The sequence below is a fragment of the Sphingomonas sp. VDB2 genome, assembly GCF_047946695.1.
In the GTDB taxonomy this organism is placed as follows: Bacteria; Pseudomonadota; Alphaproteobacteria; order Sphingomonadales; family Sphingomonadaceae; genus Sphingobium; species Sphingobium bisphenolicum.
The window spans coordinates 256,032-282,845 of sequence record NZ_CP159615.1 but is presented as its reverse complement, the minus strand read 5'-3'; the positions used below and the strand labels follow the sequence as shown (position 1 = coordinate 282,845).

At 60.1% G+C, this 26,814-nt stretch carries 25 protein-coding genes and 1 other annotated feature; of the genes, 19 read left to right on the top strand and 6 right to left on the bottom strand.

The genetic code is table 11. The features are described from left to right. Positions 1-78: 78 nt before the first annotated feature. On the bottom strand, positions 79-993 hold the full coding sequence (locus ABT375_RS01395; RefSeq protein WP_224549273.1) for an HNH endonuclease: 915 nt from the start codon (positions 991-993) through the stop codon (positions 79-81). Between the two features lie 150 nt (positions 994-1,143). Between ABT375_RS01395 and ABT375_RS01390 the strand changes: the two genes are divergently transcribed. From ABT375_RS01390 to ABT375_RS01360, 7 genes are all read left to right on the top strand, one after another. Further along, positions 1,144-1,344, top strand: coding sequence for a DUF5818 domain-containing protein (locus ABT375_RS01390; RefSeq protein ID WP_224549275.1), 201 nt, complete (start codon positions 1,144-1,146; stop codon positions 1,342-1,344). Further along, positions 1,341-1,529: a DUF6961 family protein gene (locus tag ABT375_RS01385; protein ID WP_416463849.1), complete on the top strand. Its 189-nt coding sequence runs from the start codon at positions 1,341-1,343 to the stop codon at positions 1,527-1,529. The genes ABT375_RS01390 and ABT375_RS01385 overlap by 4 nt, the downstream gene beginning before the upstream one ends. Positions 1,530-1,757: 228 nt before the next feature. Next, positions 1,758-2,360, top strand: coding sequence for an excalibur calcium-binding domain-containing protein (locus ABT375_RS01380; protein WP_416464958.1), 603 nt, complete (start codon positions 1,758-1,760; stop codon positions 2,358-2,360). 39 nt (positions 2,361-2,399) lie between these two features. Continuing rightward, positions 2,400-2,957, top strand: coding sequence for a hypothetical protein (locus ABT375_RS01375; protein ID WP_416463848.1), 558 nt, complete (start codon positions 2,400-2,402; stop codon positions 2,955-2,957). A 321-nt stretch (positions 2,958-3,278) separates the two neighbouring features. After that, positions 3,279-3,566, top strand: a complete 288-nt coding sequence (locus ABT375_RS01370) for a hypothetical protein (RefSeq protein ID WP_224549279.1) — start codon at positions 3,279-3,281, stop codon at positions 3,564-3,566. Between the two features lie 121 nt (positions 3,567-3,687). Further along, a complete protein-coding gene (locus ABT375_RS01365; protein ID WP_416463847.1) occupies positions 3,688-4,449 on the top strand; it encodes a histidine phosphatase family protein in 762 nt (253 codons plus the stop codon). Next, positions 4,446-5,351: an NAD(P)H-hydrate dehydratase gene (locus ABT375_RS01360; RefSeq protein WP_416463846.1), complete on the top strand. Its 906-nt coding sequence runs from the start codon at positions 4,446-4,448 to the stop codon at positions 5,349-5,351. The genes ABT375_RS01365 and ABT375_RS01360 overlap by 4 nt, the downstream gene beginning before the upstream one ends. Before the next feature lie 262 nt (positions 5,352-5,613). Here the strand turns inward: ABT375_RS01360 and ABT375_RS01355 are convergent, their stop codons facing one another. Then, positions 5,614-6,063, bottom strand: a complete 450-nt coding sequence (locus ABT375_RS01355) for a response regulator (RefSeq protein WP_416464957.1) — start codon at positions 6,061-6,063, stop codon at positions 5,614-5,616. Here ABT375_RS01355 and ABT375_RS01350 point away from each other — a divergent pair. The 3 genes from ABT375_RS01350 (at position 6,036) to ABT375_RS01340 (ending at position 11,018) form a co-directional block, all read left to right on the top strand. Next, a protein-coding gene (locus ABT375_RS01350) for an IS3 family transposase (RefSeq protein WP_416463844.1) occupies positions 6,036-7,264 on the top strand; the annotation gives its coding sequence in 2 pieces (ribosomal slippage) (positions 6,036-6,324 and positions 6,324-7,264; 1,230 coding nt in all). The genes ABT375_RS01355 and ABT375_RS01350 overlap by 28 nt on opposite strands. Further along, positions 6,317-6,433 (top strand) — a sequence feature (AL1L pseudoknot). (Overlaps the previous gene by 117 nt.) A 434-nt stretch (positions 7,265-7,698) precedes the next feature. Then, positions 7,699-8,793: a glycosyltransferase family 4 protein gene (locus tag ABT375_RS01345; protein ID WP_416463842.1), complete on the top strand. Its 1,095-nt coding sequence runs from the start codon at positions 7,699-7,701 to the stop codon at positions 8,791-8,793. Between the two features lie 8 nt (positions 8,794-8,801). After that, positions 8,802-11,018: a glycogen debranching N-terminal domain-containing protein gene (locus tag ABT375_RS01340; protein ID WP_416463840.1), complete on the top strand. Its 2,217-nt coding sequence runs from the start codon at positions 8,802-8,804 to the stop codon at positions 11,016-11,018. Positions 11,019-11,321: 303 nt separating this feature from the next. On the opposite strand, the gene ABT375_RS01335 is transcribed toward ABT375_RS01340, so the two are convergent. From ABT375_RS01335 to ABT375_RS01325, 3 genes are all read right to left on the bottom strand, one after another. Next, positions 11,322-12,368, bottom strand: a complete 1,047-nt coding sequence (locus ABT375_RS01335) for a helix-turn-helix domain-containing protein (protein WP_416464956.1) — start codon at positions 12,366-12,368, stop codon at positions 11,322-11,324. 20 nt (positions 12,369-12,388) lie between these two features. Beyond that, positions 12,389-13,021 (bottom strand): hypothetical protein, encoded by a 633-nt coding sequence (locus ABT375_RS01330; RefSeq protein ID WP_416463838.1) that lies wholly within the window; start codon positions 13,019-13,021, stop codon positions 12,389-12,391. Between the two features lie 261 nt (positions 13,022-13,282). Beyond that, complete coding sequence (locus tag ABT375_RS01325; protein WP_416463837.1) at positions 13,283-14,035, bottom strand: SDR family NAD(P)-dependent oxidoreductase; 753 nt, start codon at positions 14,033-14,035, stop codon at positions 13,283-13,285. Between the two features lie 113 nt (positions 14,036-14,148). On the opposite strand from ABT375_RS01325, the gene ABT375_RS01320 reads away from it, so the two are divergent. The 9 genes from ABT375_RS01320 to ABT375_RS01280 all read left to right on the top strand — a co-directional run bounded on the left by ABT375_RS01320 (position 14,149) and on the right by ABT375_RS01280 (position 25,208). After that, positions 14,149-15,057 (top strand): LysR family transcriptional regulator, encoded by a 909-nt coding sequence (locus tag ABT375_RS01320; RefSeq protein ID WP_416463835.1) that lies wholly within the window; start codon positions 14,149-14,151, stop codon positions 15,055-15,057. A gap of 371 nt (positions 15,058-15,428) precedes the next feature. Continuing rightward, positions 15,429-16,097, top strand: a complete 669-nt coding sequence (locus ABT375_RS01315) for a TetR/AcrR family transcriptional regulator (RefSeq protein ID WP_416463833.1) — start codon at positions 15,429-15,431, stop codon at positions 16,095-16,097. 177 nt (positions 16,098-16,274) lie between these two features. Continuing rightward, positions 16,275-16,544 (top strand): c-type cytochrome, encoded by a 270-nt coding sequence (locus ABT375_RS01310; RefSeq protein ID WP_416463831.1) that lies wholly within the window; start codon positions 16,275-16,277, stop codon positions 16,542-16,544. Further along, positions 16,541-18,160, top strand: coding sequence for an FAD-binding oxidoreductase (locus ABT375_RS01305; protein ID WP_416463829.1), 1,620 nt, complete (start codon positions 16,541-16,543; stop codon positions 18,158-18,160). The genes ABT375_RS01310 and ABT375_RS01305 overlap by 4 nt, the downstream gene beginning before the upstream one ends. Before the next feature lie 11 nt (positions 18,161-18,171). Continuing rightward, the gene (locus ABT375_RS01300; protein WP_416463827.1) at positions 18,172-19,365 is read left to right on the top strand and encodes a cytochrome P450; all 1,194 of its coding nucleotides are present in this window, start codon (positions 18,172-18,174) and stop codon (positions 19,363-19,365) included. Between the two features lie 19 nt (positions 19,366-19,384). After that, positions 19,385-20,428: a Rieske 2Fe-2S domain-containing protein gene (locus tag ABT375_RS01295; protein ID WP_416463825.1), complete on the top strand. Its 1,044-nt coding sequence runs from the start codon at positions 19,385-19,387 to the stop codon at positions 20,426-20,428. A 49-nt stretch (positions 20,429-20,477) separates the two neighbouring features. Further along, positions 20,478-22,919 carry a TonB-dependent receptor gene (locus ABT375_RS01290; protein ID WP_416463823.1) on the top strand — a complete coding sequence of 814 codons (2,442 nt, stop codon included), beginning with the start codon at positions 20,478-20,480 and terminating at the stop codon, positions 22,917-22,919. 10 nt (positions 22,920-22,929) lie between these two features. After that, complete coding sequence (locus tag ABT375_RS01285) at positions 22,930-23,976, top strand: Rieske 2Fe-2S domain-containing protein (RefSeq protein WP_416463821.1); 1,047 nt, start codon at positions 22,930-22,932, stop codon at positions 23,974-23,976. Positions 23,977-24,092: 116 nt separating this feature from the next. Continuing rightward, positions 24,093-25,208 (top strand): NAD(P)-dependent alcohol dehydrogenase, encoded by a 1,116-nt coding sequence (locus ABT375_RS01280; RefSeq protein WP_416463819.1) that lies wholly within the window; start codon positions 24,093-24,095, stop codon positions 25,206-25,208. Positions 25,209-25,728: 520 nt separating this feature from the next. Here the strand turns inward: ABT375_RS01280 and ABT375_RS01275 are convergent. Then, positions 25,729-26,495 (bottom strand): IS5 family transposase gene (locus tag ABT375_RS01275; RefSeq protein ID WP_416463817.1). Its coding sequence is split into 2 segments (ribosomal slippage): positions 25,729-26,183 and positions 26,183-26,495, totalling 768 coding nucleotides; the frame shifts between segments, so codons are not numbered across the junction. Positions 26,496-26,814 lie beyond the last annotated feature (319 nt).

Sequence of the window (26,814 nt, the reverse complement as noted above, 5' to 3'; positions counted from 1 at the left end):
CGCCAGGCAACGCCTCATATCGCGCAGCCAGATCTGCTGCTGCCTCATCATAGGCTGCGATCGTGCGGGCGTAAGCGGTCAGTGCAGGTCACCCATGAAGCGAGCCCGGTGTCGCGCGACATATTCTGGCCGGGGCCGGAATTTGGGATTGGCAGGCAAGTGAATAGGCATGCCGGAAGTCGGGAAGAGGCGGCTAAGCTCGGCCGGCACCTTATTATGCGACACGAGTAGACCGAACTGCTCATCCAGGCTGATGAGATGCCGGTCGAACAGCCAATGAGCCGTTGCCGACAAGGCTATCCCATTCTGCACCTCATCGGGTCCTCCGTCGGCGACCGACCAGATATGCGCTGCCTGCGCTTCTGCCTTGCCCCCGCCGTTGATCATCCTAAGCCCCGTCACCGCACAGCGATTGTCATAGGCGTCAAGCACATGTCCTCGAAAGGCTGCACTGCGGATCTTCTTGTTGATGAGGATCTGTTCGATCCGGCGCTCAGACGGAGGTTCATGCAACAAAGCTTGCGTCATCGGATCAAGATGCGCGGCGTCTAGTTCCAGCCGAATGGCAAGGCGCTCCGACAGCGTGTCCGTCAGCCCATCGCTGACGATCGCGGTGAAATCGCTGCCGCTTAGCGCTCTGACTGACCGTCCGCGCAGCGCACGCCCTGCCTCCGCCGGGTTCGAAAGATCCCGCAGCATCTGTTCAGCGAACCGACCTGTCGCATCGCGATAGGCAACCGGGCGGTCAAATTCGACGAACTGGCTAATCCGCGCATAGTAAAGGCCAGGCGCGGCCGGGTCCGCGTCAATTCGGTCGACATGACCCGCTGCGACATAGGCTTTACGGCCACCACCCGACCCCGTCTCACGGTAGATGATCCAGTCGCCGATGCAGGTTTGCGCAGCCCGCAGATAAATTCGTGGGAAGTGATAGCGCTCAGCGATAAGATCGTCATAGCGTGACGCCCCGCTGATCTCGAAGACACCCTTCACAGTCTCATGGCCCTCACCGCCTTCAAAAGCGAAATACAATGCAGCTCGGCCAAATGCCAGCCTTCGGTCGGTTGCTTATGGCTGTCGAGCAAAGTGAATGGCCATAGCGATATAGACCTCCAGCACCGAACAGGATTATGATCACGCTCAATGCCACGCGGAAGCGAACATGATCTGACCGGGATCCTTCTCGAAAACGGATTCTACCCCATCCTGCGTACGCCAGGCGGTGGCGAATGGCGGTTAGACATCACCAAACGCCACAAACATCTCTTCGGCACACGCGTAAGGGTGATCGGCGTCCGCGACGGCTTCGATTTGCTCGCTGTGCAGAAAATCGAACCCGCATGACTCGAGACGAAGAGCTTTGGGGCATGGCCCTTATGATGCTGCGTCAGCATGGCAACAAAGCGTCATCCGAAGTCGCCGGCCGGATCGCGAGATTGGCACATCATGGCGAGGATGGTGGCGTTGCCCTGTGGCAGGCGCTGGCTCATCGGCTCGATGATCTGGTCGCGGGCAGGCATGCTGTCTGAGTTCGCATAGCCATCATCATGCTACAGGGCGGCACCACCGCGGCATGAAAGCCGTAGAAGGCAGCAACCTCTCTCCCAAGATCAAAGTTATGCATCTTTAATCCAAGTCTATTTGACTTGCAATCAACTTTGCTGTCGATTGATCTTGCTATCGGGAGAGGGACGAGATGCATCGACGCGCGTTTTTGGCTGGCATTTTTGCGCTAGCAATCACTGGACTTGAAAGCGATGGCGATGCCAAGCGCCGCAGTCGCAAGGCACGGCGCCGTACCGGCAGCGGCGCGTCCACGCCTTTATTTGGCCGCGGCACGACAGATGATGGCGAATGCCCATGTAACGGCGGCAAAGTCTGCGTCGGTCCAAGAGGAGGACGTTATTGCATCACGCGCAGTGGCAACAAGCGATACGGCGTGTAAAGGATTGCATGGCATAGCGCACGTCCATGCGGGGGAGAAAAATGACAGTCTGATCGGCTTCATCGCCATTGGTGCCTTTCTGTTTGCGCTCGGCCGATGTTCCGCAGAAGGCCCTAAGCCTGCCACTGACCCTGCCCCAGTAGCGCTGATGTCATCTGATGCTGTGGCCTCCCCAGGAGAAGCTTTGGATACGCCCGTCGAGGCGCCCCCTGAGCGTGCCCCCGAGCCAGCTGCATTGGTCTCAAGCCGCGCGTTGGAAGATCTAGGGTCGCGCGATGAGAGACCAAGCTGTGGAAGCAAACATCTATGCCGACAGATGAGCAGCTGCGAGGAAGCCTATCATTATCTCAACGAGTGCGGGGTTGGTCGGTTGGATGGTGATGGCGATGGGGTGCCTTGCGAAAGCATCTGTTGAGCGGTCGGCGCTCTCACAATTCAATCGGATTTGACGGTTATGCCAGCTTTCGCAGCCATTGCCGCCATTGCTCTGCTCGCTGCTACGCAGGACAGCACCGCGCGGATCGATTCAGACCTCACGCCATATTGGTCCGGTGACGAGGGCTGGCGCGTTTTCGCCTATCCCGGCGAGGAGATGTGCGACCTGGGATTTCCCACGGCTTTTGACGAATATGTCACCATTGGATATAAGCCGCGCGTCGGCACCAGCGTGATGATCACCAACAAGCACGCCACATCGCTTCGGGCGGGCGAGGTGAAGTCGCTGGTGGTCGTATTTGGCAGCGAACCTGAACGGCCTTTTACCATCAAACATGTGATGCCGTTCGACGTCCATGAGGTGGATGCGCAACGGGTTCTCAGCGCATCCCCTACTTACAAAGATTTCCTGGCTGACTTTGCCAGCTCCGGCTTCATGGCGGTGCTGACTCCTCAAGGCACAGTGGTTTCAGCCATCAAACTCGATGGCTCGTCACGCGCCGTCGAACAGTTGCGAACTTGTGCCTATGAGGCCGCAAAACTGGACCCGCAGGATCCATTTTTGGCCAAGCCATGACGCTGCACCAATCAGCCAGCAGAAGCGGTCCGTGATCAGCTGGTGATCTGAGCTGCGGCATCTATATTCAGCCTCGAACGACCCATGTCAGTCATTCAGCGCCCGTTTGAGCTTCTCAGGTGCAGACCGTCCGGTTGTCCCTTATCGCACAGCGGAAAGCGGACATACCCACCAGCACCAGGATCAGCCACAAATGGCGGGCTCAACCGGGAATAGTCGCTGAACCGATATCTCCCGATGACCGAGAGGAACCATGGCGTCTTGCGTACCGTTTCCACCACGCTGGCTGTGAGAGGTCGCAATTCTGATTGGAGTTTAGCCATGAGCGGTGGTGAATATGAACCTGAGGATTCTCGGAACGTGACCGGCGCGGCCAATACCAAGGACGGACGCTGGAGCGGGGATAAGGAACCAACGGCCAAGACCGGTGAATATGAGCCAGCCGACTCCCGCAACGTGACCCGGACCGCCAAGACCACTGATGGACGCTGGACAAACAAGGGCGAAGAAGTTGTGCCTGGCGTTCCCGACAGTCATCCCTTCACCGCTGAGGAAGCTGCCAAGAGCGCGGCGAAGTCACAAAGCAGCACCTCCAACAAAAGCAAATAAGCAACATCGTTGGTGATCTGAGTCTCGCCTTTATCAGCTGAGTACCGATCAGTGCCTTCTGGTGGAACTTGCGGCGCAGACAAACACTTCCTTTAAATTGCCTGTTTTGAAGGAGGAAGCGTTGAGCGGACCCGGCCGCTGGCCAAGCCAGCTCATCATCGTGCGCCACGGGCAAAGCGCCGGGAATGTCGCGCGCGATGCAGCACATGAGGCGGAGGAGGACCGCATCCCCCTGTCCATCCGCGATGCTGATGTGCCGCTGAGCGATCTGGGGCGTGAACAGGCGTCGGCGCTAGGGCATTGGTTCGCCGTGCAACCTGAAGAGGACAGACCGGAAGTCATCCTGTCCTCACCCTATCTTCGCGCTTGCCAGACCGCGGACATTTTCCGCGCGCAGGGCGGCGCCCCCCGAGATAAGCCGATCTGCTTCGACGAGCGTCTGCGAGAAAAGGAATTCGGGATACTGGATGGCCTAACCAGCACAGGCATCCGCCACCTCCAGCCGGAACAGGCGGCATTCCGGCAACTGCTTGGCAAATTCTATCATCGCTCGCCGGGAGGGGAGAGTTGGTGCGACGTTATCTTGCGCCTACGCTCTGTAATGGACACCATTTCGCTGCATTATGCGGGCAAGCGCGTGATGATCTTTTCGCACCAGGTCGTCGTGTTATGCTTGCGCTACATTATCGAGAATCTGCGTGAGCAGGAGATACTTGCCATCGACGCCAAAGGCGATGTGGCGAATTGCGCCATCACCGATTACCGTTTCGATGAGGCGGCGGGAAAGCTGGTCCTGCAGCGTTACAATGTCACCGCAGCGATGGAGAAGGAAGCGACGCCCGTCACCAAAGCTCCAGACCGCATCGCGGGCGCGCGCGGGTGACCGAAATCGACGATACTTGGCTTGCAGCCCATCCTCTACCCGGCTTGGACACCGTATGCAATAAGGACAGCCGAGGTCGCGTGCTGGTGGTTGGCGGGGCGGAGTTCGTGCCCGGCGCGCTGCGGCTGACTGGCGAGGCAGCGCTGCGTGCGGGTGCGGGCAAACTGCAGCTCGCAACGGTCAAGACTGTGGCGATGGCTCTGGGTGTGCTGATCCCCGAAGCGGCCATGATTGCCCTGCCTTCCGATGAGAAGGGCGAGATTGCCGCGGAGGCGGCGGAGGTGCTTCGCGAAAAGCTCCTGCGCTGCGACGCCCTGATTCTAGGCCCTGGCATGAGCATTGGCGAGCGCACCGACCAGCTAGTGGCTGACCTCCTCAGTGCGCCGGACGGCTCGCGTACCATCTTGCTGGACGCGGCGGCGCTGACGTCGGCGCAATGTTTGGAAGGACTGATCGCGGCGCATCACGGGCATGTCATATTGACGCCCCATCATGGCGAAATGGCGCATCTTTCCGGGCTGGAGATCGAAGCGGTGAAGGCCGATCCGGAGGGCGTGGCCCGCGACATCGCACAACGGTTCAACGCCATCATCTTGCTAAAAGGCAAGGAGAGCATTCTTGCAGCCCCGTCAGGCGAAATTGCGATCCATCGGGGCGGCTCTGTCGGCCTCGCCACCGGCGGATCCGGGGATGTGCTTGCGGGAATTATAGGCGGGCTGGCAGCACGGGGTGCAGCCCCGTTGACCGCTGCTGGATGGGGGGCCTGCATTCACGGTCGAACGGGTGCAGCCCTGTCACATGAAATGGCGACGGTGGGCTTTCTGGCACGTGAACTGCTGCCGATGATACCTCGACTTATAGACGGCGCGATACTCAACAAAAATGTTGATCAGGCTCACTAAAGCGACCCTTTGCCGCCATTCAAACGCCGGATTTCACTTCCCAGGAGCGGAGGGGCCGCTTTCCCTTACATCGTTCCCCTCGCAAGACAGCGGTGCATGCAAAATCGACAGGAGCACCTCGCAGACTGTGTAGCGCTGTTTGCTGAAACGGCAGTATTTGCGCGGCGTCTCAGGATCGATGAGCGGGCTATCCGGCAGTTCATAAATGGTGAGCGTCCCATCAGCGACAGCCTCAGGGGCGGATTTCGCCTGTTCTTGGCACTCAGCGGCTATTTGCCCAGCGGGCATCCCGCAGGACCCGGGACAGTTCGTCGACGGAATAGGGTTTGTGCAACAGAGCGAACCCGTGCCGCGCATCATCGGCCAGCACGTGACTATACCCACTTGTCAGCACGATTATCAGGTCCGGCCAGCGTTCGCGAACCTGTCTGGCCAGTTCCACGCCATCGATCCCAGGCATGATCACGTCGGAGAAGAGGATATCAATGTCGTGATGCTCGCGCTCCAGTATGACGAGCGCCTCCCGCGCGTTGGCGGCACGGCGGGTCGTGAAGCCCAGATCGCCCAGCGATTGGGAGGCGAATTCGCCGACCTGATCATATCCTCCACGATAAGGATGCTGGCCTCGGTGTGAACCGTACCGGGTTTGCCGGAGGCTCCAACTTCTGAGTAAGTGGAGCCGATATGAGCAAAACGACGAACAAGTTTGCACCTGAGGTTCGCGCACGGGCGGTGCGCATGGTGCTGGATCACGAAGCAGATCATCCCTCTCGCTGGGCAGCGATGATTTCTATCGCCGAGAAGATCGGGTGCTCGGCGCACACGCTGAACGAGTGGGTAAAGAAGGCGGAGGTGGACAGCGGCAAGCGCGCTGGCGTGCCTACCGAGATGGCTGATCGCCTGAAGGCGCTGGAGCGTGAGAACCGGGAGTTGCGTCAGGCCAATGAGATATTGCGCAAGGCGAGCGCATATTTTGCCCAGGCGGAGCTCGACCGCCCGTTCAAACGATGACGGCCTTCATAGACGAGCATCGCGCGGAATATGGGGTCGAGCCGATTTGCAGGGTTCTGCCAATTGCCCCATCCACCTATCATGAGCGCGTCGCACAGCGACGTGATCCGGAGCGACTGTCAGATCGTGTCCGGCGCGATCAGGATCTGAAGCCAGAGGTGGTCCGGGTCTTTGCCGAGAATTTCGGGGTGTACGGCGTGCGCAAGGTCTGGCGGCAGATGAACCGCGAGGGCTTTGCTGTTGCCCGTTGCACTATCGCGCGTCTGATGCGCGATCTGGGTTTACAGGGGGTGATCCGGGGCAAGCCCGTGCGCACCACGATCAGCGACAAGGCTGCGCCGTGCCCGCTCGATCATGTGAACCGGCAGTTCCATGCACCGGCGCCGAACATGCTCTGGGTGTCGGACTTCACCTACGTCGCGACGTGGGCGGGCTTCGTTTATGTCGCCTTCGTGATCGATGTCTATGCTCGCTACATTGTGGGCTGGCGGGTCAGCAGGACTGCGCATGCCGGCTTCGTGCTGGACGCACTGGAACAGGCTATCCACGAACGACGTCCTGTCCATCGGGGTGGTCTCATCCATCACAGCGACCGCGGATCGCAATACGTGTCGATCCGATACTCGGAGCGGCTTGCCGAAGCCGGGATCGAGCCATCGGTTGGCAGCGTCGGCGACAGCTATGACAATGCTTTGGCTGAGACGATCAACGGCCTTTATAAGGCCGAGGTGATACATCGGCGAGGACCATGGCGGTCCTTTGAAGCCGTCGAATATGCCACGCTCGAATGGGTGGACTGGTTTAACAACAGACGCCTGCTGGAGCCCATCGGCAATATCCCATCGGCTGAGGCCGAAGCACAATATTATGCCATGCTGGACGACGTCTCCATGGCTGCGTAACTTAAACCAAATAGCCTCCGGTAAACCCGGTACGGTTCACACTCACGTTACGGCCTCGCACGGTCAAATATGTGACCATCATCCGGGGGCTTCAGACATCTCGTCACCTCCATGCCTGCCCCGGTTGCGTGCGGCTGGAGCATCGCCGGGTGGGCCTTCACCCACTAGGAAGTGCCGCCTTTGGACGGCGCACACCCTTATTGGCCGTTCCGCAGCTGTTTTCCGTTCCTCAAGTGCAGACCAGCCGCTTCGCTTTCCAACGGCAGAAAATGGCGGCTTGCGCAACCATTTACAATTATTCCCCAGAAAGGTGGTCCAGAATTAGGACGGAATATTTTCGTTCATGAAACTCCCCCGCGTTTGAATGCTTGTAGCCGTGCAGCCTGCCGCAGATGGGGGACGGAGGGCTCCACTCCTTTGAGAGGACCGCCTGCATGAAGATCGCGCAAATCGCTCCTTTAGCTGAAAGTGTGCCGCCCAAACTCTATGGCGGCACCGAGCGTATCGTGTCCTATCTGACCGAAGAACTGGTTCGCCAGGGTCATGAGGTGACCCTGTTCGCCAGCGGAGATTCGCAGACCAGCGCCGAACTGGTGCCGATCACGAACATGGCGTTGCGCCTCAACCCGGCTGTGGTCGATACCATCCCCTATCATATGATGATGCTGGAGCAGGTCCGTCGCCGTGCCGACGAGTTCGACGCTCTGCATTTCCATATCGATATGCTGCACCTGCCGATGGTGCAGGATTTCATCGGGCGCACCGTGACCACGCTGCACGGCCGGCTCGACCTGCCCGACCTGCCGCCCTTCTACCGCACCTTCGCCAACCACAGCTTGGTGTCGATCTCCGATCATCAGCGCCTGCCGATGCCGCCGGTCAATTGGGGCGGAACCATCTATCATGGCCTGCCTGCCGACCGGCTGGCGCCACGTTTGGGCGCGGGCGAGGATTATCTCGCCTTTCTCGGGCGCATCTCGCCGGAAAAGCGGCCGGATCGCGCGATCCGCATCGCCGCGCGCTCGGGCCTGAAGCTCAAGATCGCTGCCAAGATCGATAGCGTCGATCGCGGCTATTGGGAACGGAAGATCGCTCCGCTGGTGGACCAATATCCCGATGTGGAATTTATCGGCGAAATCAACGAGCAGCAGAAGGCGCATTTCCTGGGTGAAGCGGCCGCGCTGCTCTTTCCGATCGACTGGCCCGAGCCTTTCGGGCTGGTGATGATCGAGGCGATGGCCTGCGCCACGCCGGTGATCGCCTTCCGCTGCGGATCGGTCCCCGAAGTGATCGAGCATGGCGTGTCCGGTTTTATCGTCGAGAGCGAGGACGAAGCGATAGCCGCCGTAGCGGCGCTGCGCGATCTCGACCGGTGCCGGGTACGCGACGCGTTCGACGCACGTTTCACGGCGCAGCGGATGGCCGCAGACTATGTCGCCTTGTACCATGATCTGCCCGGCGCCCGTACCGACGCGGCGCGGTTGCGGCGCCAGCGGGGTGTCGAAGCGGAACTGCAGATCGTCGCATAGGAGAGGCCATGACCCCGAGCCAGTCCCAGGCCGACATTCCAGGTATCGCCGGAGGACAGGCGCTGTCCCAGGCGCAGACCCAGTTCTTCATCCCGGCGACTGCGTCGCTCCATGAGCGCAGGCCGCGCACGCTTAAACATGGCGAAAGTTTTGCCGTGTTCGATCATAGCGGCGACGCGATTTCCGGACCCGGCAGTCCGGAGGGGCTCTATCATCGTGATACCCGTCATCTCTCCCACCTCTATCTCACCGTCAATGCGATGCGGCCGATCCTGCTCAGTTCCGCGCTGCGCGATGACAATGCGATGCTGACCTGCGATCTCGCCAATCCCGATTTCTTCGGGGACGACGGCCGGGTGGCGGTGGAACATGACCTTATCCACCTGCGTCGTACCCGTTTCCTGTGGAAAGACGCTTTGTATGAGCGCGTCACCATCCGCAACTTCGACACGGAAACGCGCCAGGTCAGCATCGACCTCAGCTTCGCGGCGGACTTCGCCGATCTGTTCGAAATACGCGGCATGACGCGCCTGCGCCGCGGAACGATGCGCGACCCGCAGGTCGGTTCGTCCGATGTCCTGCTCGGCTATGTGGGACGCGACGATCACGAACGGCAGACGCACCTGCATTTCGATCCGATGCCGGATGAACTGACCGACAGCCATGCGCGGTTCGACGTGACCGTGCCGCCGGGCCAGCGCTGCGCATTGTTTACCCGCATCTGCTGCGAACGGTCCGAGGCAGCGGCGGCGCTCCCAAAGCAGTTCCTCAAGTCCCTGCGCGAGGCGATGGAGGCGCTGCGGGCGGCGCGCAGGCGCGGCGCGACGCTGCATTCGTCCAACGACCTGTTCAACGAGGTCGCCCGCCGGTCGGTCGCGGACATTTCGATGCTGTCGACCGACACCGAATATGGTCCCTATCCTTATGCGGGCATTCCCTGGTTCAGCACGGTGTTCGGGCGCGACGCCATCATCACCGCGCTCGAAACCCTCTGGATGGATCCAGCCATCAGCCGCGGCGTGCTCGGCTATCTCGCCGCGCATCAGGCCACCAGCTTCGACCCGGCGGCCGACGCCGAACCTGGCAAGATATTGCACGAGGTGCGCCAAGGCGAAATGGCGGAACTGGGCGAGGTGCCGTTCCGCCATTATTATGGCAGCATCGATTCCACGCCTCTGTTCGTGATGCTGGCGGGCGCCTATCTGGAGCGGACCGGCGACGCCGCCTTCCTGACGACCATATTGCCCCATATCGAAGCGGCGCTCGCTTGGATCGACACCCACGGCGATCGCGATGGCGACGGCTTCGTCGAATATGGTCGCCTGACCGACAAGGGCCTGCAAAATCAGGGCTGGAAGGACAGCCATGATTCCATCTTCCACGCCGATGGCACGCTCGCGCGCGGGCCGATCGCCCTCGCCGAGGTGCAGGCCTATGTCTATGGCGCGTGGCAGGCGGCCGCGGCGCTGTTCGGCGCGATCGGCGACCATGCGCGCGCAGCCGACTATCGCGATCGCACGGCGCGGCTGCGCGATCGGTTCGATGCCGCCTTCTTCGACGCGGCGCTGGGCACTTATGTCCTCGCTCTCGACGGCGACAAGCAGCCCTGCCGCGTGCGGTCCTCCAACGCCGGCCATGTCCTATACACCGGGCTCGCGCGTGAGGAGCGGGTAGAGGCCGTCGTCCGCACGCTGATGGCGCCCGCCTCCTTTTCAGGCTGGGGTGTGCGCACCATCGCCTCGACCGAAAAGCGCTATAATCCGATGAGCTATCACAATGGCTCGATCTGGCCTCACGACAATGCGCTGATCGCAGGCGGCTTCGCGCGGTACGGATATCAGCGCGAGGCCGCGCAAATATTCGAAGGCCTGTTTGCCGCCGCCACCTATGTCGACATGATGCGCCTTCCGGAACTTTTCTGCGGCTTCCCGCGCCGCCGGTCGCAGGGGCCGACCTTTTATCCGGTGGCTTGCAGCCCGCAGGCCTGGTCGGCTGCGGCGCCGCTGGCGCTTATCCAATCCAGCCTGGGGCTGAGATTCGATGTCCCGGCGGCGCAGATATCCTTTCAGAGACCGACGCTGCCGCATTTCCTCCAGAGCCTCACGATCAGGGATTTGGGCATCGGTCTGGACAAGGTCGATATCATGTTTGATCGCTTAGGCGATCAGGTCGTGGTGAAACCCTTGAAGCATGGCGGCGGCGCTCGGATTATGACGATTGCTTGATGGTCATCTTGAGTGCTGTCTGCATTCACGGGATTGAACAAATCCGCTGACGCGGAGAGGTGCGCGTACTGGAGGATTGGTGCCCGTCAAGGCCGGGATACTATCTCTGCTATCAAGCCGCGGCTAACCCACCGCCGCCTTCGCCATATTCATAGACGCACAAGGCACCGGCCGTTATCTCTGCCTCCGACCCTTGTCGGTCACTCAGCGCCGAATTTGGGACGCCTAGGTGCGGACCGGCGGCTTTTGATAACTGGCTCTATAATGATCCTTATGCGCCGATCCAAACCCTGCTTTGAGTGATTAAGAAACAAGCGAAAGGCTGACGTTCGAGGTCGAAGATGGCTCCGGCCCGGCCAGTCTGAAAATCAAAGTTTCAATTTCTTCGAGCGGCACGGCTAGGTCTTTTGCAATCTCCGCTTTGGTAAGCCGTTTGGTCCACAAGGCAGCAAGAACTTTTGCCAAGACGGTTGATCTTTCTCGCTCTACCCCTCCTGGCTCCCCGCTTCGATATCCGAGCTTCCCAAGCTCGATACAAAATGCCCGGTAGTTCCAATCGGTCAGCAGCTTGAGGCTGTGCAGTCTGTAAGCTAGCGCCATCGCTGACACCTTCCAACGCTTCTTTGCGCGAATAATCTGCTGCGGAGAGACAACGTTGGACAACTCGTTTTTGATATCATGCTCGGGCATGAGAAACGCCGAGGCGAATTGGTCAGCTTGAAATTCCGCGCCCTTGTCATTTCGCGCACCGGCGTGATGATGCAGGACTAGGTGGCCGAGCTCATGCGCACTATCGAAAATAGACCGTTCGGCGGTCTTTTCCTGATTTAGAAAGATATAGGCACGATCGCTACGCCAGAAGGAATAGGCATCCACATTCTGCGTGTTCTCAGAAAGGGAGAGCACACGGACCCCCTTGGATTCCAGCAGCTTAAGTACGTTCCCAATGGGCCGGTCACCCAAGCCCCAATGCTGCCTCAGCAGACGTGCTGCACTTTCCGGACGGCTTCGTTCCTTATTGAGATCGATAAGATCAGTTGCAGGCAAATCGAAGCGATTGTCGATCCATTCGTAAAGTTCGATACCGAGAACACCAGCTGCGAGCGAGGCGTCCCGTTCCGCAGCACTCATCTTCTTCAGACTTCGAAAACTGACTGTATCAGCTTCTACGATCTCAGGCGCATCCAGGAAAAAGAAGTCAAGCGGGTATTCTAGCGCGTCGGCGATCTTCTCCGCCGTCGCCGCTTCGACTTGATGTCCATTCTCTGCCTTGGAAATGGTAACCGGGGTTAGACCGGCACGATCAGCCAAGTCCTTCCCAGACAGCTTCCGCCTTTGCCGTGCGACCATGAGGCGATGTGAGGAGAAAGTCATGCGGTATCTTTGAAGCGGATTTCGATATCGAAGTCGTCGAGGGGAGCGTTATCTGGATTGATATCATCGGCCCAATCGCGGTTCGGAGAGACGATAAAGATACGCTCGTGGAAATGCTTGTAGGAACCGTTGCTGATCACAGGATGAGAAAGCTCTAGGCTACCGTCCTCACCAACCATCACGTAGTAAGTTGGGATGCCATCCGCCTTCACCCCTGTTAGAGGCCCCGCATCAATGCCCGCGTGCTCAAACAACGTAGGGCCGCAGAGGCTCTCGGAAGCGCTGCCTTTCGCGGACCGCGGGGTAGGTGGAAAGTCGGGATCGCAGGCACGGTCTACATTCTGGAAACCGATGCGCATCTTGAGATCGCGATTGACCACTGCTTCGATGCCGCACGTCCGGTCCGCGGACCAAATGCCGTCGAGAATCTGCTGCCGCAGTTCCATAACACCATAAATATACGCCAACGTTCCGGGAGCGTTAATAGGCATCAAGGGACTTGCGTCATCTGCCCAAGTGCGCGCAGCCACTCCAACGGCCTCAATTTGCTCGGGCACCAGGCCAAAATCGTTCAACCGATCGGCGACGGGGCGCTCACCCTCAACTATAGCGGTTGCAAACGACGGCATTTGTAGCTCCGTTTAAGTTTCAGCCCCTCTCTAGAGGGAAAGAAAATTAAACGCAAGCTATCTCACGCATGCTGCTCTGTGCACTGGAGTCAAATTGGGCCTTCGGTCACGATCACTAAGCCTTCGACCCATCACAGACGTCCGGTGGGTGATCTATCATCCCCAGGTGCGGTCAGTCCGGTTTCATATCCCGCTCCAGTTGATCGAAAGCCGGATGGTTTGCTGCGCGGAGCATGCCATCCGGCCTCTAGATACCCACGTTCAGATTTGAACCTGCCCGCCATCGACGAACAGTTCGACGCCGTTGACGAAGCTGGCATCGTCGGAGGCGAGGAACAGCACCGCCTTCGCAATTTCCTCTGGTTGGCCGACGCGGCCAGCGGGAATCAGGCTAGCCAGATAATCCTTCGTGCCCTCGGCCTGATCGCCGCCGCCGAACAGGTGGTCGAGGCCCGCAGTATCTGTCACGCCGGGGCTAACCGCATTCACCCGAATATGCCGGTCTTTGAGGTCGAGGATCCAGTTACGCGCAAAGTTGCGGACCGCTGCTTTGGTCGCCGAGTAGACGCTGAACGCGGGCGTGCCTGAAACGCTGGTGGTCGAACTGGTCAGGATGACCGAGGCACCGTCCTTCAACAGCGGCAGCGCCTTCTGCACCGTAAACAGGACGCCCTTCACATTGGTGTCGAAGGTGGCCTGATAATGCTCCTCGGTGATCGAACCGAGGGGCGCCATCTCGCCGCCGCCCGCATTGGCGAAGACCACGTCGATCTGGCTGTGTCGCTGCTGGACGGCATCGTAGAGCCGGTCGATGTCGGGCAGTTGCGCCATGTCGCCGCGCACACCTGTTACCCGACCGCTAATTTGCTTCACCGCCGCATCCAGCACGTCCTGGCGGCGGCCGGTAATGAACACCGACGCGCCTTCCGCCGCGAATGCCTTGGCAGTGGCAAGGCCGATGCCGCTGGTGCCGCCGGTAACCACCACAACCTTGTTGTCGAATTTTTTAGTCATCGTCTGCCTCCTTTGAACCCCCAGCGAGGCGCCGGGTGTCCTTTGTAGATGCGCTGAGAACGATGATGCTTGTAGATGGCAAATATGGCACTTAACGTTCCGATGGAGGAACGATGATGCGGGTGGATCTTAACGACTATGCCTATTTTGCGGAGGTGGTGCCTCATGGCGGCTTTGCGGCGGCGGGCCGCGCCCTGCGCGAACCCAAGTCGAAACTCAGCCGACGCATCACGGGACTGGAGGAACGCCTTGGCCTGCGGCTGATCGAGCGATCGAGCCGACGCTTTCGCGTGACCGACACCGGTCAGGCCTTTTACGAGCGATGCCGCGCCATATTGGCGGAGGCGGAACAGGCGGAGGCGCTGGTGATGCAGGCGCGGGCCGAACCGCATGGCCGCATCCGCTTCAGCTGCCCGACAGGTATGGTCGAGACGATATCCGGCCTGATCGCTTCCTTCCTTGCCTGTTATCCCAAGGTGAAGCTCCAACTCGTGGCGACGGATCGCGCTGTCGATCTGATCGAGGAACGGATCGACCTCGCCTTGCGCGTGCGCGCTAGCCTAGCCAGCGACGCCGCGCTGACGATGCGGTCACTGGGGACATCGACCCGTATCCTCGTCGCCAGCCCGCAGGTGGCAAACCAGGTGAGCAGCATCGAGCAACTGGCTTTTCTCCCGGCACTGGCGACCCATGATGCAGCGGACGACCTCGAATGGCATCTGGAAGCATTGGACGGACGCAAGCATGTCGTCCGGATAGAGCCGCGCATGGGCTGCACCGACGTGGCCGCCGTGCGCAACGCCGCCATGGACGGTCTAGGAGTAGCGATACTGCCCGATCGTGTCTGTCGCGAGGCCCTCCTTGCCGGCAGGCTGCTCCATATCCTGCCCGACTGGCGCGGCCTACAAGGGATCGTACATCTAGTCTTTACAACGCGCAGGGGTCTCCCGCCAGCCGTTCGAGCATTAATCGATCATCTGGCGGCCGATTTCCCGCGCGATATAGGAGCACACGTACTTTGACGATTACCTTAGGCCAGCAACTCCGACCCAAATAGGACGTTAAGCAAACAGATTTTGCTGCTCAAGTGCCGACTGTCCGGTATTCCGGCGGCTTTCGATCAAGCCCGAACCTAGACGCAGATAAAGTAGCTTCTGTCGACATGTCGCTCGACGTGAGATCGCGCCACCGGGGCGGTCTCTTTAGCCCCCTCGCTGACGACCTCCTGTTTTCACCTCCGCTCGTGAACGCGAATAATCGTGAACAATAGCGACTCATCCGCCGTGAGATTGGCGCTACGTTACCGCTGCGGGCTCTTCAACCCGCCCCTCATGAAAATTGCATCGCTGTGCCACCCAACCTATGGACGAAAACTATGGCATTAGGGACAGACATGACGAAAGCCGTCACGGATCAGGAGCGGCGCCTGGAGGTAGGCAGAGTTCGGCGGGCCAAAACACGTGCCAAGATCGTCGCCGCAGCTTTTGACGTGTTCGGCGACGAAAGCGGTCTCTATGCACGGATCGAAGAAATCGCCAAACGAGCAGAGATCACCCGCGCTACCTTCTACGATCATTTCACCGGCATGCCCGAACTTCGCGAAGCCGTGACCTATGAGGTCACGCATGATTTTCTGACGGCGGTGACCCGGACCGTATCGCTCCTGTCAGATCCGCGCGAGAAAGCCGCAGCGGCGATCCGTTTTTATCTTAACAAAGTAGCAGAAGACGCCCGCTGGGGCTGGTCGATGATCAACCTGAGTGCCAATGGCGTGATCTTTGGCGCCGAGACATTCCGCCAGGCCGAATTGACTGTGGTGGAAGGGCTACAGGCTGGACTGCTGACTGTTCCATGTAGCGCAATCGGTCGCGATTCTATCCTGGGCACCACCATAGCCGCCATCTCGTCCATGTTGCGCGAACACCACAGCCCCGAATATCCGGTTCAGATCGTGCAGAGCATCCTGATGAGCCTAGGCGTCAGCCGCTCCGATGCGACCGAGATTTCCAGCCGGCCCCTCCCCATTCTGGTTGCTACCGAGGGCATCGAATATCAAAGTTGACACTTTGTAAGATTGTGATATTCCCACCATCAATCTGACAGTTTGTCTGATTCATATTGATGCATGACCGGGCGTACCCCGGCGGTTTGGGAGAGTGGGATGCCTGGCTGGAAAAGGCTCCGGCGCCATCATGGCGTACGGGCAGGGGTGATTTGCGTTTTGGCGGGATTGATGGCGGTGGCTTGTAGCCCTGTCATCAGCGCGGCGCCCAAGCCGCGATCGCCGGAAAAAATCTACGCCTCAACCTGCGGCTATTGCCACGGGCAACATGTCGCACCGGTGATCCGCGGACGGGCGCTGCCACCCGAAGCGGTCGTCCAGTTCGTCCGCACCGGCCCCGCCGCCATGCCTGCTTTCCGCCAGACCGAGATTTCCGATGCAGAGCTGAAGGGGCTCGCCCAATGGATCAACGCTTCCAAGGCTGATCCCAGGGAGCATGAACAATGAGCGGTTTCAGCAGACGCGACCTTCTGCGCACCGGTGCTGCTGGCGCGGCGGCCTATGCCGCCGGGGCACACGCCTCCCCGCTTGACGGCGCGCGCATGTTGCCGGCGCAACTCGACAAGGGTGTTTTTGCCGCGGCGGTCGCCGAACTGCGAGCCGTGGTCGGCGCCGACTGGGTGTTCGCGGACGCCGACACCACCCTGCCCTATCTTAAAAGCTTCACCCCCGACCCCCGCCACGAACATGTCCCGAGCGGCGCGGTCGCCCCAGCTTCCGTCGAGGAAGTTCAGGCGGTGTTGAAGGTGGCGAACAAGTATAAGCTACCGCTCTGGACCGTCTCCACCGGCAAGAATATGGGCTATGGTTGCGCCACGCCTGCCAGTAGCGGTCAGATGATCCTCGATCTCAAGCGCATGAACAAGATCATCGCGATCGATGCGGACCTGGGCACCGCGCTAGTCGAACCGGGCGTCACCTATCAGGATATGCACAACTATCTGGTCGAACATGACCTGCCTTACTGGATCGACGTGCCGACCGTGGGACCGATCGTATCGCCGCTGGGCAACACGCTGGAACGCGGCGTCGGCTACACTCCCTATGGCGATCATTTCTTCATGCAGTGCGGCATGGAAGTGGTGCTGGCCGACGGTACGATCGTGCGCACCGGCATGGGATCGGTCAAGAATTCGACCACATGGCAGGCATTCAAATGGGGCTATGGCCCCTATGTCGACGGCATCTTCACCCAGTCCAATTTCGGCGTCGTGACCAAATTGGGGTTCTGGCTAATGCCCAAGCCGCCCGCGTTCAAGCCGTTCATGGTGCGTCATGGCGAGATGGCGGATGTCGCCAAGATCGTAGACGCCATGCGCCCGTTCCGCATGAGCAACCTCATCCCCAATGTGGTGCTGATGATGGGCGCGGCCTATCAGCTGGCCATGTTCCATCGCCGCGAGGAGATTTGGGACAAGCCGGAATCGGTGCCCGACACGGTGATCCGCGACTTCGCCAAGGCCAAGGGCCTGGGCATGTGGAACACCTATTTCGCGCTTTACGGAACGGACGAGATCATCGCCGCAGTGGAACCGATCGTGCGCCGCGCCTTCGAGGCGTCGGGCGGCGAAGTGCTTACCGAGAAGGAAATGGGTGGCAACCTCTGGTTCGAACATCACAAGAATCTGATGAGCGGCCAGATGACGCTGGAGGAAAAGGGCATCATGCGCTGGCGCGGCGGCGGTATGTGCTGCTTTGCCCCGGTCGCCCCGGCCAAGGGCGCAGAGACGAGCCAGCAGACCGAACTCGCGCAAGAGATATTGGGGAAATACGGCCTGGACTATTCGGTCGCCTATGCAATCGGCGGGCGCGAACTGCATCACCTGGTCTTCATCCTTTACGACAAGTCCGACCCGGACGAGGAGAAGAAGGCGGACGGCTGCATCCGGGAAATGATCACCCGATTCGGCGAACGCGGCTGGGCCAGCTATCGCACCGGCGTCAACACCATGGATCTGGTGGCGCAGCAATATGGCGAGGCGAACCGCGACCTTAACGCACGGATCAAGCAGGCACTGGACCCCAATCACATCCTGTCACCTGGCAAGCAGGGGATAAGGTGAGCGCTATGGACATGAAAACTTCTGTCGGTCCGCCGCCGACCAGCGCCATCGACCTGTTTGACGATTCGACGTTGCTGGACCCGTACCCGACCTACCGCGCGCTGCGCGATCAGGGATCGGCGGTATGGCTAGAGCGAAGCGGCGTCTATTTCATCGGCCGCTATGCCGATGTGCGCGCGGCGCTTAACGACTGGCGCAGTTTCTCGTCGGATCAGGGCATCGGCCTCAACCCGATCATCAACGCCGCCTGGGATGAGGCGCTGATCTGCCAAGACCCACCCATCCATACCGACCGGCGGCGGCTCATCATGGAGGCGCTTGGGCCGGTCGCGCTCAAGCCGGTGGCCGACACGATCGCCAGCCGTGCCAGTGCGCTGGCCGAGCGGATCGTCGCGATGGGCGATTTCGATGCGGTGACGGACCTCGCACATGACCTGCCGGTCGGCGTGGTGATGGACCTGATCGGCTGGCCGGAGGATGTCCGCTCGCAACTGCTGCGCCTTGCCGAAGGATCGTGGAATGCGGCCGGCCCGGCCAATGCGCGGATGGAAACGGGCCTGACCCGCTTGCAGGAGATGATGGCGCTGCTGGCGGACATTTACGATCAGAACCGGGTCACGCCCGATGGTTTTGCCGACAAGCTGATCGCAGCGGCCCATCGCGGCGACATTAGCCGCGACACGGCGATCGGTATGCTGGCTGGCTATGTCGTCGCCGCGTTCGAAACCACGATCAGCGCGATGGCGGCGGGCATCTGGTTCTTTGCCCGGAATCCGGACGAATGGGACAAGCTGCGCGTCGATCCGCGCCTCGCCATGGGCGCGGCAAACGAGATCGTACGGATGGAAACCCCGCTCCAGAATTTCGCGCGGGTAACGACGGGCGAGGTTGCGCTGTCCGACGGCACGATCCTGCCGCAGGGCGCGCGGGTCATCGTCTCCTATGCCAGCGCCAATCGAGACCAGCGCCAGTTCGATCGACCCGACGCTTTCCGCATCGACCGGCGCGAAAAGCAGAATCTGGGCTTTGGCCATGGCCCGCACGGCTGCGCGGGACAAGGATTGGCGCGGATGGAACTCACCGCCGTCTTCACCGCGCTGGCGCAGCGCGTCGCACGCTTCGAGATTGTTGGCCCACCCGATCGGGCGCTCAACAATATATCCCGCGCATTCCGGCGGCTGGCCGCCCGCGCGGTCCCGGCCTGAGACAAGGGGGAAACCACCAATGTACCCGTTCAAACAAGGCAGTTTCGCCCCGCGCAACGCCTGGTATGTCGCTGCCTTCAGCGAAGAGATCGGTGCCAGCCTGCTCTCCCGCTGGATATTGGGCGAACCGGTCGTCCTCTATCGCAAGCAGGACGGCACCGCCGTCGCGGTCGGCGGCCGCTGTCCGCACCGCTATTTTCCGTTGGGGGAATCTACCCGGATCGGAGATTCGATCCAGTGCGGCTATCATGGCTTCACCTTCGGCCCGGACGGGCGATGCAGCAAGGTGCCCAGTCAGTCCAACGTCCCGTCCGTCTATCGCATCTCGTCCTATCCGCTGGTCGAACGCGGGCTATGGGCCTTCATCTGGTCGGGCGATCCGGACAAGGCGGACGAGAGCCTGTTGCCGAGTGAAGCGGATATGGGCTTTGGCGCGCCGGGCTATATCTACAAGCCCTTCCGTTTCGTGTCGGTCAAGGGTCGCTACCAGTTGCTCAACGACAATCTGCTGGACCTTACCCATCTGGGCTATCTCCATGGCACCAGCATCGGCACCAGCGAAAATGCCAGCACGCCGGAAGAGCGGCAAGTGGACGATCGCACGATCCGCAGTCGCCGCTTCATGCAGGGCGCTGATTGCCCGCCGCTGATGGCGGCAGCGGGTCGCTATGACGGGAAGGTGGATCGAGTATCGGCCATGACCTTCTTCGCTCCGGGCTTCCATGCCGGACTGGACGACACTTTCGTCGTCGCCGACCATGGCGAGCGAGGCGGCGAATGCATCAACAGCGCCAAGGTGTTCCATGCTGTTACGCCCGCTACCCGGCACGACACCAACTATTTCTTCGCGCTGGGCGGCACCAGCGAACCGCAGGTCGATGCGCTGAAACAGGCGCTTTGGCCGGTGCTGGACGAAGATATCTTTGCCACCGAGGAAATAGAAAAAATCATCGGGCGCAGTGAGAATTTGCCGCCCGAACTGATGATACGCAGCGACACGACGACAGTGGAAGGCCGCCGCATCCTTCAGCGCATGATGGACCTGGAAAGCCAGGCCGACTGAATTTCCAGACTGCCAATATCCAAGAAGAAAATTGCAGGGGAGTAGGACCATGAAGAGCATATTATCGACCTCCACCATCCTGGCGTCCGTGGCGCTGCCGCTGCTGGCGGCCGTGCCTGCGCAAGCGCAGGAAAACAGCGCAGGCATCGCCGAAATCATCGTCACTGCGCAGAAGCGCGCGGAAAATGTACAGGACGTGCCGATCGCGATCACCGCCGTCACCGCCGAAGGGCTGAAGAACCAGAATATCAGCTCGGTCGCCGACCTGTCGAAACTCGCGCCCAATGTGCAACTGGATTCGAGCGCGCCGATCTTTTCCTCTTCTCAAATCCTGACCGGTTTCATTCGCGGCATCGGCCAGAATGACGTGTCGTCCAGTCTGGAGCCGGGCGTCGGCATCTATCTCGACGGCGTCATCCTCGCCCGTTCGATCGGCGCCAATGTCGACCTGCTCGATGTGGAACGGATCGAAGTGCTGAAAGGGCCGCAGGGCACCTTGTTCGGGCGCAACACGATCGGCGGCGCCATCTCCGTCGTGACTCGCGATCCTGCAAACAAGTTCGGTGTGCGAGCCGAAACCACCTATGGCAGTCGCGACCGTTTCGACCTGCGCGGCACAGTGGACATTCCATTAGGCGACACGCTCTTCTCGCAGATCAGTTTCACGACCAAAAGCCAGAAAGGCTATCAGAAGATCATTCCCTTCCCCGGCGACACCGGCGTTACGGACGAATATAATCTGAACATCATTCCACGGAACACATCGAACCGCCGTGGCGGGACGGAAACCTATACTTTCCGTGGCAAGCTGAAATGGCAACCGAGCGATGACCTGACGCTGCGCATCGCCGCCGATTATTCCAAAGCGGATGAGGAAGCGGGCGCCGTATCGCTGGTCGCGACCGACACCAATGCGATGGCCGCCGCGCCGACCTATGCCGCCGTCTATAATACATGCGTCAGTGCGCCACCGGTGCTATTCGGCACGGGTGGACCGCTTGCCTTCCTCGCGCCGATCTGCGGGCCGCGCGGCGGCGGGGTACCGGGTCGCGCGGCACTGCCGGGACTGGCGGGATATAATTTTACCAACACACTCCCGCGCCTGACATTCGGCGATCAATATATCACCGAAGATATCGATACGACCTATGCCAATGGCGCCAACCGTTCGCTGGTGAAGACCTGGGGCCTGACAGGACAGGTTGACGTCGAACTGACCGACCATGTCGCGCTGAAATCGATCACCGGCTATCGTGAGGTCAGGGCGGATCTGGCCAACGACATCGATGGCGCGCCGATGATGATTGCCTCCACTCTGGCGCGGCTGCGCGAAAAGCAATTCTCGCAGGAATTGCAGTTCAACATAGATGCGTTCGACGAACGCCTGAAATCCGTCTTCGGCCTTTATTATTTCCGCGAAAAGAACCAGAATCTGGAAAATGCCTATCTGTCCGAGGGGCTAGGGCAATTTTACGGCCCCTACCGGAACGACAATAAATCCTATGCCGTCTACACGCACAATAATATCAATCTGACCGACCAGTTCAGCCTGACGCTGGGCGCGCGCTACACCAAAGACAAGAAGAGCTTCTCGGCGGGCCAGTCCGATCTCAACCTGTCGCTGCTAAAGCTTGGTCTGTTCACACCCGACCAGTTGCCCGATCCGACCGACCCGACCCGCCTCTATCCGCTCGGCGAGCGGCGCGACAGCTATGACAATTTCTCGGTGCGACTAGGCGCGGAATATAAGGTCACGCGCGATATCATGCTCTACGGCTCCTTCGCGCAGGGGTTCAAATCGGGCGGCTATACCACGCGCCTGTCGATCCCGACGCCCGGCAATGTCGCGCCACGCTTCGATCCCGAACGGGCGGACACCTATGAAATCGGCGCCAAGACGCAGTTTCTCGACCACCGCCTGCAACTCAACCTCGCCGCCTTCCATACCGATTACAAGAATCTCCAGATTACCGTGGTACGCGGCATCTCCCCCTTCATCCAGAATGCCGGTAAGGCGAAGATCGACGGCGTCGAACTGGAAATGGTCGCCCGGCCAATCCCCGAAATCCGCCTGAATGGCAGCATCGGCTATATCGACGCGCGCTATACGGACCTTGATCCCGGCGTCACTTTCGGCACCGACGATCATTTCGTGAATACGCCCAAATGGACCGCCTTCATCGGTGCGGACGTCGATCTGTTCGATGCTGCGGACGGGAAGGTCACCGTGCATGGCGATTACAGCTACAAGAGCCGCATGGCGCGCGACGCCGTCAACACGCCAGCCCTGATCGCCCGGCCCCAAAATATCGCCAACGCCTCGTTGCGCTGGACCCGCGCCGACGAACTGCTGGAGTTCAAGCTGGGCGTGTTAAACCTGACAGACGAGCGCTACATCGTCACCGGCACGCAGGTCGATGCGGTGGGGGCCACAACCGTCACCTATTCGCGACCGCGCGAATATTACGCCACAATCAGCATCAAATATTGAGCGGCGGATCATGTCCAATCTCGTCCACAACTGCTGGTATGTCGCCGGCTGGAGCCATGACATCGGCCGCGCACCTGTGCAGCGCATGCTGCTGGGTGAGCCGGTCGTCCTCTATCGGCGCGAGGATGGCGCGCCGATAGCGCTGGAGGATCGCTGTGCCCATCGGCTCGCGCCTTTGTCGATGGGCCGGGTCGAGGGAGACGCGATCCGCTGCCTCTATCATGGCTTCCTATTCGGCGCGGAGGGCCAGTGCCACGAGATACCAGGGCAGGACATGGTGCCGCCGCGTACCTGCGTTCGCGCCTATCCGGTGTGTGAGAAGAATGATTGGGTATGGGTCTGGATGGGCGATCCAGATCGCGCCGATCCATTGCGCATTGCGCCCTCCAAGGCGCTGGACGATCCGGCATGGATATTGAAGACAGGGCAGCTCGATTATGATGCTAACTATCAGCTTATCAACGACAATCTTCTCGATCTCACCCACCTGACCTATGTCCATGCTGGCAGCTTCGGCGCGGACGAGGCCTGGTCACGTAACCGCCCCAAAATAGAACGTATCGCCGAAGGCGTCCGATCGTCGCGCTGGATCGAGGGATCGCCGCCCATCCCGCCGCTTGGCGAGGCGGCGCAGCATGATCGGGTCGATATATGGACCAGCTATGATTTCGTGCTGCCCGGCGTGTTCCTGCTCTACACCGCTATGTATCCGGCCGGGACCGCGCAGGCATGCAACGGCGAAGCGCCGGCCGAGGCGCATATGGTCCTGTTCGACAATTTCACCAGTCAGGCGGTGGTCCCGACCGGGGAGCGAACGTCGCGCTATTATTATAGCTGGGGGCCGGGATCACGGTTCGGGGACGAGGCCATCGCACAGTTGATGATCGATACTGCGACACAGGCCTTTCGCGAGGACAAGCTGATGATCGAGGCACAGCAGCGGATCATCGACGCCGATCCTACACGCCTGCCCATGCCCGCCACCGCCGACCGCGCCATCACTCTGTTCCAGCGGCTGATGAAGAGCCAGGACACCGCCCCACAGGTGCTTGCATGATCGGGACCCATCTGGCGGCCAGCCAAAAAATTTCAAAAAATTACCTTACATCATTTGACCTTAGCGGCCATGATTCGGGCAACACGCTTTGAATGCGATCGAGAAGAGGATTTGTCATGATATCAGCCAAGGCCGCAATTTGCCGCGGCAATAGCCAGCCTTTCGCTATCGAAGACATCACGCTCGACGCGCTCAGGCCTGATGAGATTCGGGTACGGATCGTCGCCTGCGGCATATGTCATACGGATCTCGCGGTGCGCGACGCCCAACTCCCGGTGCCGCTGCCGATCGTACTGGGTCATGAAGGCGCCGGGATTGTCGAAGAGGTCGGCAGCGCAGTGTCGATCGTGCGACCTGGCGACCGCGTGGTGATGAGCTTCAACTCCTGCGGTCATTGCCCCAGTTGTGCCGTCGACGCGCCCACCTATTGCTACGAATTTTTCCCGCATAACTGGTCCGGCGTCCGCGCCGATGGCAGCGCCACGCTGTTCCAGGACGGCGCGCCCATGAACGGCAATTTCTTCGGCCAGTCCGCATTCGCCACCCATGCCATCGCGCATCAACGCAACGTTGTCCGCGTGCCCGACACGATGGACAGCGTGCCGCTCGATATTCTTGCTCCCATCGGCTGCGGACTGATGACGGGCGCAGGCGCCATATTGCGGGCGATGAAGGTGCGGGCCGGCCTTCCCATCGCGATCTGGGGCGCCGGCACTGTCGGTATGGCGGCGATCATGGCCGCAAAGATTGCCGGCGCGAGTCCGATCATCGCCATCGACATCCATGACATGCGCCTCGACCTGGCGCGCGAGCTTGGCGCGACGCATGTGATCAACGGCCGCGACGATGTCGTTTCGCGCATCCGCGAACTGTGCCCGACGGGTCTAGGCTACGCGTTCGACACGACCGGCGTAAACAAATTGATCGAGCAGGCAGTGTCGCTGTTGGCGCCGATGGGCATTGCCGGCCTTGTCGGCGCATCCGACCCTGCCGACACGCTGACGTTCAACGAATCGGCGTTGATGGGCGGCGGGCGCAGGATCATGGGCATATTGGGCGGCGACAGCGACCTGCAAACTTTTCTACCCGAATTGATGGACCATTATCGCGCGGGTCGCTTCCCGTTCGATCGGTTGATTGGACATTTTGAGTTTGATGAGATCAACGAAGCCATTATCGCAAGCGAAAATGGGACGGTCGTCAAACCAGTCCTCAGAATAGCCGAAGAATGACCCTCACGGTCAGATCGAACCCATGGCTAATTTGTGTGTGAGACGACCCTTCCAAGACGGTCACGAGCCGATTTCTGGCATCCAGCTGCGGACAGTCAGGTTGCCCGTCAGAGACAAGCTCCAATCGAAGACAAATTAATCTTCTGGTAACAATTTTAGAGGAATTTGTTTGCACGCTCCTCCTTCGGCAATGGGCGCTCTCTAAACGCCCCCTGCGTTTGCCCCGCCTTGCGCCGGGGTCGTTTGGATTGATCCTCTCGATATGTTTGTCATGGTCGTACCGTCTCGCCGACATTAATATCGATGCTCCTCTAAAATATGATCCACCCGAAGACCGCAGGAGGCAGCGATGGGCCAGGTGGAAGATCTCGATTATCTCTTGCAGCGATCCCAACAGGAAGCTGAAAGCTAAAGCGGCACTTGCGCGTGGGGATCATGAAGGGGCGATTCGCGCTCACAGCCAACTTGCCACAATGTATCAGGCATCCGCCGATAAACTCATCCGTTCCATGCGGCTCAATTAGGCCGTAGACTCATAAGCCCTGAGCCACAGCCGCATTGAGGCAAGCTGGACCATTGCAAGGAAGTTGGCCGCGAGCTTGTCGTATCGAGTGGCGACGCGGCGGAAGTGCTTCAATTTGGAGAAGAACCGCTCGATCAGGTTGCGCTCGCGGTAGAGGCGCTTGCTGAAGCAGGGTTTCCAGCGGCGGTTGCTTTTGGGCGGGATATTGGGCGTTGCGCCCTGTTCCTCAATCAGAGCGCGGATGCGGTCAGCGTCATAAGCCTTGTCCGCCAGCACGATGGTGTGGGGGCCAAGATGGTCGAGCAGCGTGTCCGCGACCTGCCCGTCATGAGCTTGGCCAGCGGTCAGGCCGAGACGGATCGGGAGCCCCTGCGCATCGACGACCGCGTGGATTTTGGTCGTAAGTCCACCTCGGGAACGACCGAGACAATGATCTCGATCCCCCTTTTTGCCGTCGCGGCCTGTTGGTGGACGCGAACGGAGGTGCTGTCGATCATTTGGATGTCGCCGTCATGGGCAGCGGTGACGGCGTCCATCATCCGGTCCCAGACACCAGCCTTCCCCCATCGCACGAAGCGATTGTAGCATGTCGTGCGCGGCCCATAGCGCTCGGGCAAGTCGCGCCACGGCGCACCGGACCGCAGCACCCAAAAGATGCCGTTCAGAACGCGCCGATCATCGACGCGCGGCACTCCTCTGGATTTATTGGGCAACAGCGGCTCGATCACGCGCCATTCGAAATCGGTCAGATCATATCGGCTCATGCCGATGCTGAATCAGATTCAGGGGCAAGATGTAATCCACCAAACGGATTTTCGCGTTATCCCGTGCATTCATCGAGAGATTTGTGTTGATAGTCGCGAAGGAGGCCTTCCTTTCCGAAGGCAACGCGAACCACTGGTCCCGCGCTCGTATGTAACACACGATAGAAGCGGTCTTCCGAAGGCGTAAAAATCAAACGGCCATCAACGATGGCCGCGTCCATTGGCACACGAAGCACTGTTCCGACTTTTGGCAGTTCGTAACGATAGGACACACCCTTTCCGTCACCGGCAAATTTCACGGTAGAAGCATCGATGACAA